Source organism: Oscillochloris sp. ZM17-4 (assembly GCF_019599295.1).
Lineage (GTDB): Bacteria > Chloroflexota > Chloroflexia > Chloroflexales > Chloroflexaceae > Oscillochloris.
Map to the genome: position 1 here is coordinate 9953 of NZ_JAIEWN010000050.1, position 9488 is coordinate 19440.

Consider the following 9488-nt stretch of genomic DNA (forward strand, 5'->3'; position numbering starts at 1 on the left):
CCTGACCAACTTCGCGCCCATCGCCAAGCACCGGAGCCAGATGACCGGGATGCCGCAGCGCGACGAGATCGACCTACTCATCGCCACCGACTGTATCTCCGAGGGCCAGAACCTCCAGGACTGTGACTACCTGGTGAACTACGACATTCACTGGAACCCGGTGCGGATCATCCAGCGCTTCGGCCGGATCGACCGTATCGGTAGCCGCAGCCAGGTGGTACAGATGGTCAACTTCTGGCCGACCGCGGATCTGGATAAGTATCTCGCGCTGCGCGAGCGCGTCGAGGCGCGTATGGCCCTGGTCGATATCACCGCCGCCGGCGACGATAACCTGCTGGCCCAGGGCAAGCTAGAGGGGACAATCACCACCGACCTGAGCTACCGCGACAAGCAGCTGCTCACCCTCAAAGACCAGGTGCTCGACCTGGAGGACTTTAACGAGAGCGTCTCGCTGACCGAGTTCACGCTTGACGACTTCCGCCTGGAGCTGCTGCGCTACATCGAGGCGAACCGCCAGTTGCTCCAGGACGCGCCGATGGGTCTGTACGCGGTGGTGCCGCCCGACCCCGCCTACAGCGTCATCCAGCCGGGGGTGATCTTCTGCCTGCGCCAGAAGGCGGACGCGAAGGGCACGGAGCGGATCAACCCGCTTCAGCCCTACTTCCTGGTCTACATCCACGACAGCGGGGTGGTGCGCTTCGGCTTCGCCCAGCCCAAGCAGATCCTTGAAGTGTTCCGCACGCTCTGTGCCGAGCGCACGACGCCGTACCAGACCCTCTGTGACCTGTTCGACCAGCGGACGCAGGACGGGGCCGATATGAGCGTCTCCAGCAAACTCCTCGACCAAGCGGTGGCGGCGATCACTGGGAGCTTCCGCCGGCGCATGGGCGCGCAGCTGACGATGGGCCGCGGCGGGGTGCTGCCCGAGCAGCAGAAGCAGGTGAGCCAGACCAGCGACTTCGAGCTGATCACATGGCTGGTAGTTCTAGGTGATGCATGACCGACACTTCCCTCCGCCGCGCCGTCGCCGATGCCCTGGCCCGCTTCACCGCCCCGTCGCTGCTCGGCCCGGCGGTGGAGCTGTTTGGCGCGCTGGGCTATACCAGCGAGCGCCGCTTCGATGTGGATCCCGTCGGCGGCCACGGGCTGCTGGAGGCGTTCGGGATCGCGGGGAAGCTCAACGCCGAGCGGGCGCTGCTCGACCAGTGGCGCGCGGCCGAGCTGATCTTCCAGCTCACCGCCGAGGAGATCAGCGCCTCCGGCCAGCTGGCCCTCTTCGACACGCGCCAGGTCGATCAGACCCGCATCGAGTCCTACCTCTTCCTCGCGATCGACCTGGCCGGCACGAGCTACACCCGCACCGAGCTGGCGACGATCACCCGCGAGATCAACCGGCACCTGCTGATGCCGGTGTTGGTGCTCTTCCGCCACGGCGCTCATCTCACCTTCGCCGTGATCGACCGGCGGCTGCACAAGCTCAATGAGGCCCGCGATGTGCTGGAGAAGGTCACGCTGATCAAGGACATCGTCTTCGCCCAGCCGCACCGCGCCCACGTCGAGATCCTGGCCGACCTGTCCCTGCCGCAGCTCGCCCGCGAGGCCGGCGTGAGCAACTTTGTCGAGCTGCACCGGGCCTGGCGCACCGTGCTCGACAGCAGCGCGCTCAACCGGCGCTTCTACCGCGAGGTGGCGAACTGGTACTTCTGGGCGGTCGAGCAGGTCGAGTTCCCCGCCGGGGCGCAGGCCGACCGGGCGGTGCGCAACGCCACCAGCCTCATCCGCCTGATCACCCGCGTGATCTTCGTCTGGTTCCTCAAGGAGAAGGGGCTCATCCCCGACCCCCGAGACCCAGACCACGGCGCGCAAGCAGACCGGCTCGTTCTACACGCCGCGCCCGATCGTGAACTATATGGTGGACGAGGCGCTGGTGGCCTACCTGGAAGAGCACCTGCGCCAGGCCGCGCGCCTGAGCCTGGCCCTCGACGCGGCCCAGCTGGCGAGCCTGAACGCCCGGCTGCGCGCCCTGATGACCTACACGGAGGCCGACCACGGCTTCAGCGCCGACGAGGTGCGCCACCTGATCATCGCCATCGACGGCCTGCGCATCCTCGACCCGGCGGCCGGAAGCGGGGCCTTCCCGATGGGCGTGCTCCAGAAGCTCGTGCATATCCTGGGCCGGCTCGACCCCGGCAACGCGCGCTGGAAGGCCCGCCAGATCCTCAAGGTGCGCGAGACGATGCGCAGCGCCGAGCGGATCGACGATGCCGATGTGCGCGACCGCACCCTGGCCGACCTGGAGGCGCAGGTCGCTGCCATTGAGGAGGCGTTTGAGCGCAATGAGCTGGACTACGGGCGCAAGCTGTTTCTGATCGAGAACTGCATCTACGGCGTGGATATTCAGCCGATTGCGGTGCAGATCGCCAAGCTGCGCTGCTTTATCTCGCTGGTGGTGGATCAGCGCATCGACGATTCGCGCGAGAACCGGGGCATCCGCCCGCTGCCCAACCTGGAGACCAAGTTCGTGGCAGCCAACACCCTGGTCGGCATCGCGCGCGCGGGCCAGATGAGCCTGCGCGACCCGGAGATCGACCAAATGGAGGAGCGGCTGCGCGATGTGCGCGCCCGGCACTTCAGCGCCCGCACGCCGAAGACGAAGGCGAAGTACCGCGAGCAGGACAAGGAGCTACGTACCAGGCTCGCCGGTCTGCTGCGCCGCGACGGGTTCTCGGGCGACACGGCGGCGATGCTGGCCTCCTGGGACCCCTACGACCAGAACGCCTCAGCGTCCTTCTTCGACCGCGAGTGGATGTTCGGCCTGCGCGACGGCTTCGACATCATCGTCGCCAACCCTCCCTACGTGCGCCAGGAGCAGATCAGCGAGCTGAAGCCCTACTTCAAGGCGGCCTACCCCGAGACGTATAGCGGCACCGCCGATCTGTTTGTTTACTTCTTCAATCAAGGGCTCAACCTGCTGCGCCACGGCGGTCGGCTGGTGTATATCACCAATAACAAGTGGTTGCGCGCCGGCTATGGCGAGAACCTGCGCGGCTTTCTGGCGGCGCAGACGGTGGTTGAGCAGCTGGTGGACTTCGGCCACTCGCCGATCTTCGAGGGTGCCGATGTCTTCCCGGCGATTGTCGTGCTGGAGAAGCCGACCAACGGTGTGCCGACCAACCGGCAGGTGTGCGTGGCCGACTTCCCGCGCGAGGCGCTGGGCGTAGACGCCCTGGATGTGTACATCCGTGAGCATAGCCGCGCCGTGCCCCAGGCGCGGCTCTCCCGTATCGCCTGGAGCCTGGAGAATGCGAGCATTGATGACCTGATGGCGAAGATCCGCAATGCGGGTATGCCCCTGACCGAATTTGCTGGGGTGAAGCCCTATCGCGGCGTGCTGACCGGCTTCAATGAGGCATTTCTTATCGACACCGTGACAAAAGAGCGGTTGGTGCGGGAAGATCCTCGTGTTGCGGAGATTATCAAGCCCTATCTGCGTGGGCAAGACATTAAGCGCTGGTCACCAGAGTGGGATGGGCGCTGGATGATTGTGCTGAAATCGAGCGAGAACTATGCGTGGCCGTGGCGCAATAAACCTGAACACCAAGCCGAGACAGTTTTTCAGCAGACGTTTCCCGCACTCTATGCGGTTATGAAGCCGCTGGAAGCAAGACTGCGTGCCCGCCAGGATCAAGGTCACTACTGGTGGGAATTGCGATCCTGCGCGTATTACGAGATATTCGAGCAACCCAAGCTCATTCACACTGATATTACATGGCGTCCTCAATTTGCGCTTACCAATGAGCCGTTCGTTCTGCTCAATACAGCGTATGTTTGGCCCATCCACGATCCGTATGTCCTTACCGTTATCAACTCGCCACTGCTATGGGCTTACATGTGGCGCAATGCGATACACGGTAAAGATGAAGCCCTTCGCCTCATTTACTCTTTTATCGAGACTATCCCCATCGCCCCGCCGAGCGACGCCACCCGCGCCGAGGTCGAGCCAGCGGTGGCGCGGCTGATCGCGATCACCCAGGCCGACCAGCAGGCCCGGCGCGAGCTGCACCGCTGGCTACGGGACGATTTTGGCATCGAGAAGCTCGGGCAGAAGCTGGATGCGTTCGAGCACTTGAGCGCCGGGGCATTCGCCGACGAGGTGGCGAAGCGCCGCCCCAAGGGCAGCGCCGCGCTCTCAGCGGGGGCGCGGCAGGCGCTCCAGCGGAGCCACAGCGAACACGCCACCCCAATGCAGCAGCGGGCGGGCGAGGCGCTGGCGCTAGAGCGCCGCCTCGCCGATCTGGTCAACGTCGCCTACGGCCTCACGCCGGAGGAGATCGCCCTGCTCTGGGAGACCGCGCCGCCCAGGATGCCGGTGGGAAACGAAGCCAACGATTACTGAGGGAGAGCAGCCTCGTATAATAGTCTATTTTGAAAGACGCAAGCCTACTGAGTTGTCGATTTGGTACATCAAGGTACAAATATGGACGATACATTATTTCATGATATTGCAAGCTTGCCATTAATTGATGGTGACCAGATACTTGTCAGCCCAAGTACTTTCGTGACTGATGCTTTAAAGCTCATGATCGAATATAAAGTCCAGCACATACTCGTGGCAGATGAATCGACATTCTACGGAGTATTTTCCCTTTGGTCTCTTGCCCACCATCTCACAATTGCATCTAAAGTAAAGATCGAAGGGTTACTAGTGGAGGAACTAATATCCTCTATTCCCCTGGTAAACGCCACTGACAGTTTGCATTCGATCACAAGATTACTTCTTGAACACGAAGCATTACTAGTACAGACTAGACCAGGCAGTAGATCGGTAATAAAAACCTCCGATGTCTTGCTGCGCTATCACACCATTGCCATGCCATTTATAATGCTTCAAGAGATAGAGCTTGCTCTTAGGAGTATTATTTCGGCACGGGCAACTGAAGATTTGCCGCGCTTCATTTCAAAAGCACTTGCTTATAAATATACCGGTCCTGAAAAAGACATTCCTGCAAGCCTTACAGAGCTAACCTTTGATGATTACCGAGCCTTGATTATACAAAAGGAAAACTGGCATTCTTTTGAGTCTGTTTTTGGAAAGAATAAAGATATTGTGTCTTCGCGCTTAGAACAAGTGCGCCAAATCCGAAACATCGTGTTCCATTTTCGGCAAAAGATATCAAGAGGTGAGCAAATAACCCTGGAGAGTACTAGAAATTGGTTGCAAGGAAAAGTTCAGCGAGCAATAGCGAAGGAGTAAGTTCCCATGGTGCAAGAAAATAACGAAACCAATAATGACCGGATAGAGCTTTTGCCATATCAACGGGATTTTGTTTTGGCCGTCATGCGACAGCCAAAACCAGCACACATAATTTTAGAGTACCCTCTTGGCTTAGGAAAAGGAGCGGCCATTGTGGAACTCATCCGATTGTTGTATCTGCAATCGCCCGGCGAGTTTCGCTGCCTTATAGTAACTGCTTCGCCTTTGCGATATCAATGGGCAGATAGAATTCGTCATGTAGGCGTGTCTACTACCCTTATTGATAATTCTGAATATCGGCGTCGGTTGGCTACTCAGCCAGTAGAAAAAAGTGTTTGGGCGTCATTTTTAGGGGCAGTCGTTGTGTCAGTAGACTTTATCAAGCGACCCGCTATCTATCAAGAAATCCAAAATTCTTATTGGAGCTTAATATTTTTTGATGATTTTGATACACACTTTTCATCAAGCCAACGAGGCGAAGTACTTCAGTTTTTATGGAAAACCTCCAATGCTGGTTTGAAGATCGCGACAACTATTGAGCCAGGACAACCTCATTGGGCATACGGCACACCTCAAGTCGTTCAAATTAGGTGGACGTATAAAGACTTAGAGGATGTTGGTGTGAATTTGCATATACCAGAGCGTACGGTGTATGTTTTGAACTATCAACTCTCACCAGAAGAGGTGAAACTGCACAATCTTTTATACGACTACCTCAATTTCCTTGGGCAAGACAGTGAGAGCACATTAATTCGGTCTGTATTAATGCGTAGGTGGAAGAGTTCTCCTGGTTCTTTGGACCTCTCTCTGCAGCGACGCTTATTATCGCTACAGGACCTATTGGGCTCATCGCCAAATAAAGGAGTAGACCTTTTAAGTTTCGAAATAGAGGAAGAGGAAGAGGAATTGGAAAGCCTTATTCCTGAGGAGGTGATTGCGTATCAATTCCAAGACGAACTTGCTAGGATTCAAGATATTCTGGCTGTCCTCGAAGATATTTCGGTTGACAGTAAGCTACTTACACTCAACCATCTTATCGATCGGTTTTCTGCGCATACTGAGGGCAGTACAGTAATATTTACGAAGTTTACGGAAACTGCTCTTTATATAAAGAGCGCGCTCGAGCGAGACGGGAAGGCATCATTAGTGATAACCGGTTCTATGAGTTACGAAGAGCGCATTTTCTCTCTAGAGGAGTACAGAAACAGCGCTAAAATTCTAATTGCTACTTCAGCTATTGCAGACATGAGGGGGCACACTAGTATAAGTCATGTCATACATTATGACTTCTCTACAACTACAAAGGCTTTTCAAAAGCGCGCGCGATTTGCAGAGAGATTAAGCAGCACAAGACGTACAGTACATCACTATTTTCTTGTTACGGATGCCGATTCTGAGCAGTATGAGCTTCGAAGAATGATCGAGAAGGTAGTGGAGATCGAGCAGATCTTCCGCGAAAATCAATGAGCATATAGCGTGGTATGGTTGAAGTGTTGAGGTGGGAAGAGCATCTGATGGACAGTAGCCAAACATCGACTACGAGGGCACCACGTTCCGCCGATCCTCTGACGACGCCATCGTCGAGGCTACCGCTCGGCACCACATTACTGCTGCTTGGGTAGATTACCCTCGTGATCCGATCTGCGCGGTGCTCGCGGTAGACACTGCGGCTAAATAGTAGAGTCGGTACCCGCATGCCTTCATCGCCCATCGAGATCCTCACCTGGCTGGATAGCTACGACCCCGCCGGGTTTTATACCGAAGACGACGTAGAGACTAAATGCGTACTCCCGCTCTTTCGGCTGCTCGGCTATCCCGAGCAAAACCGGCGTGGGAAATATCCAATCATCCTTACCACGGGCAGCAAGGGTCGCAGGCACGAGGTAGACCAGGTGTACTTTGCTACTGCCGACCATGCCGCCCAAACTGTGGGGAACACCCTGGTCATCGTCGAGGCGAAGCGCGCCAGTGTTGACGATCTGGACAGCGCCATCGCCCAATGCCAGTGGTACAGCGAACGCCTACGACCGGTTCTCCTGGTAGTGATGAATGGCGTCCGCCTGGTGGCCCTTCGCCGGCGACGTTTTGACCCAGACGAGATCGTACTCGATGGCGAGATCGCGGCTCTGGCCGATTTGCAGGCGGCCCAAGAGTTAGTTGAAATCCTCGGCTACGAGCGTGTACTCGCGCTCCACCAACGGCTCATCAACGAGCTTGCCTACGAGCAATACGTGCGTCTGGAGCAGGCACTCCAAGCCCATCCCGACATCCAGGCGATCCTCGGCCAGGGTGACTTCGCCGCATCTGAGGAGCGTGAGGGCCGATCGCTCCGCGTCACGCGAGCCAAAGTGCAGATCGACGGCGAACTCCCACTCTGCTTAGGCGGCGGGAGCTGCGAGATTACCTTCAGTCACATCCTGCGGCGCGGCCTGCGTCTCCACCTCGACCACGCTGCTATCCTGCGCACCCTGATGGTTGGCATCGACTCTGATCTTGCCTGGGACACCCGCCGCTTCATTGAGCGCGAGAGTGAGGACTCCTACCGCATACGCGTTGGCGATATGGAGACCCAGATCTCATCACAGGAGGCACAGGATCTGTGCGCCTGTGTTGATCGCTTCGCTGGTGCCTACCGTGATGTGCTCATGGACGCTGAGGACGCACTTGAGTCGTGGGAATTCCCCCTGAGCTCATGGCATGGCGATCCGGCCTTTTACCTGACATCAGCTAAGGCTTCATTTTGGGAGCAGTTGCGCCAATTCGCTGATCAGAATGAGTGGCAACGCGGCGAAATTGATCGGGGCTGGCGCATCTTTGAACGCTGGGCTCCTGGAATACGCATCGGTCACGAGCGCGGCGATCATGCCTGGATTGTGCCGACTCAGCCGCTCGACGGGATGCTCATAACAGAGCCAGATCTGGTTCATTTACGCTACGTTTTACGCGATGGGCTCCCACCTCCAGATCACGATGTTATGCGCGATATCGAGAACTGGAAGCTGCATTTGGGATCCAACGGTCCGTGGTCTGTAGGCCAGACCTATCAATGGCTGTCATCAAAGCTATTTCCTGAGATCGAGCGGCGGCATCCATTTCAACTCAAGCGCGGCACCTTTGGCCAATTCCGCCAAACAGTCAATGGCCAGCCCTATCCAGCCAGTGGCCCTGTCGAGAACACGAAGCAGCTTGTCCCCTACATTGAGGACATCCAGCGCTGGCTAACTATGGCCCCGACGCGCTTAATCCAATCAAGCCTGATCGCGCCTGCCTACGAACACCTGCTTGACCTCGCGCGTGGTGCTGAGGCGTCAGTGGTGAGCCAGCACTACGTCACCAGCAATATGTTCAAGGCCACTGCCGATCTTGATCTTCCCAACGCCACAGCCCCTGAAGAACTGATCCGCGACTACTTTGCACGCGGTGAGGCGATACGAGATTATCTGTTGAGGACGCCAACTGTATCACCACGGCTCCTCGACTATGTGATGCGCTCGTTGTTCGGCCTCTACGAGGACGCGACGGTCGCAACTTCTCAGAGCGCGCTTAACCGAACCTGGGCGGCAATCCGGCCACTCTGGCGCCTGGCCCAGTTCGAGCAGCGCCATGTCTGGCCCTGCCTGGAGAGGCATGGTTGATAACCGGACGATTATCGCAGTAGTGCAGGAACGCTGGTGAGTAGCTATGCCTGACGCCGAGCTAGAGATCGCCATCCGCCGCCAGGGAGACGGCTACGCCGCCGACGCGCGATTCAGCTCGCCGGCCCACGACGTGCTGCCCGCCGCTGATGTGCCGCTGGCCCTCGACCTGGCCGCGCTGCTCGCCCTGAGCCATGACCCAGAGGAATACGGGCGACAGCTCACCGCTGCGCTCTTCTCTGACCCGCGGCTACGTGCGGCCTGGCAGCAGGCCCGTGCCGTCGCCCAGCAGCTCAGCGTGCTACGGCTACGGCTGCGCCTCGACATCACCGCCCCCGAGCTGCACGCCCTGCGCTGGGAGCTGCTGCGAGACCCGGAGAACGACGAGCCGCTGGCGCTCAGCGAGCGGGTGCGGCTCTCGCGCTACCTGGAGAGCCGCGACTTCACGCCGCTGAACATACCGCTGCGGCCCGATCTGCGCGCCCTGGTGGTCGTCGCTAGCCCCAGCGACCTGGGGCGATTCCAGCTGGCCGAGATCGACGTGGACGGCGAGGTAGCCCGCGCCCAGGCCGCCCTCGGCGACATGGCTATGACGATCA

General features: G+C 58.4%; 6 protein-coding genes and 1 pseudogene. All 7 read left to right on the top strand.

Features of this window, described 5'->3' with window-relative positions:
* On the top strand, positions 1-1000 hold a 1000-nt coding region (locus tag K2Z83_RS23800; protein ID WP_220597670.1), incomplete at its 5' end, for a C-terminal helicase domain-containing protein.
* The gene (locus K2Z83_RS29395) at positions 997-2319 is read left to right on the top strand and encodes a hypothetical protein (protein ID WP_255604460.1); all 1323 of its coding nucleotides are present in this window, start codon (positions 997-999) and stop codon (positions 2317-2319) included. The genes K2Z83_RS23800 and K2Z83_RS29395, both read left to right, overlap by 4 nt.
* 487 nt (positions 2320-2806) lie before the next feature.
* Entirely contained in the window at positions 2807-4396 is a 1590-nt protein-coding gene (locus tag K2Z83_RS23805) for an Eco57I restriction-modification methylase domain-containing protein (RefSeq protein WP_255604466.1), read from the top strand.
* An 81-nt stretch (positions 4397-4477) separates the two neighbouring features.
* Positions 4478-5254, top strand: a complete 777-nt coding sequence (locus K2Z83_RS23810; protein WP_220597672.1) for a CBS domain-containing protein — start codon at positions 4478-4480, stop codon at positions 5252-5254.
* 6 nt (positions 5255-5260) lie between these two features.
* Positions 5261-6721, top strand: a complete 1461-nt coding sequence (locus tag K2Z83_RS23815) for a helicase-related protein (RefSeq protein WP_220597673.1) — start codon at positions 5261-5263, stop codon at positions 6719-6721.
* A 227-nt stretch (positions 6722-6948) separates the two neighbouring features.
* Positions 6949-8889 carry a hypothetical protein gene (locus K2Z83_RS23820; protein ID WP_220597674.1) on the top strand — a complete coding sequence of 647 codons (1941 nt, stop codon included), beginning with the start codon at positions 6949-6951 and terminating at the stop codon, positions 8887-8889.
* 46 nt (positions 8890-8935) lie between these two features.
* Positions 8936-9488, top strand: a pseudogene (locus tag K2Z83_RS23825) (hypothetical protein); the annotation flags it as partial.

Bases quoted from the DNA above. Each gene is read 5' to 3' on its own strand.
- K2Z83_RS23820 (WP_220597674.1), top strand. From the start codon at position 6,949: ATGCCTTCATCGCCCATCGAGATCCTCACCTGGCTGGATAGCTACGAC.
- K2Z83_RS29395 (WP_255604460.1), top strand. From the start codon at position 997: ATGACCGACACTTCCCTCCGCCGCGCCGTCGCCGATGCCCTGGCCCGC.
- K2Z83_RS23810 (WP_220597672.1), top strand. From the start codon at position 4,478: ATGGACGATACATTATTTCATGATATTGCAAGCTTGCCATTAATTGAT.
- K2Z83_RS23805 (WP_255604466.1), top strand. From the start codon at position 2,807: ATGTTCGGCCTGCGCGACGGCTTCGACATCATCGTCGCCAACCCTCCC.
- K2Z83_RS23815 (WP_220597673.1), top strand. From the start codon at position 5,261: ATGGTGCAAGAAAATAACGAAACCAATAATGACCGGATAGAGCTTTTG.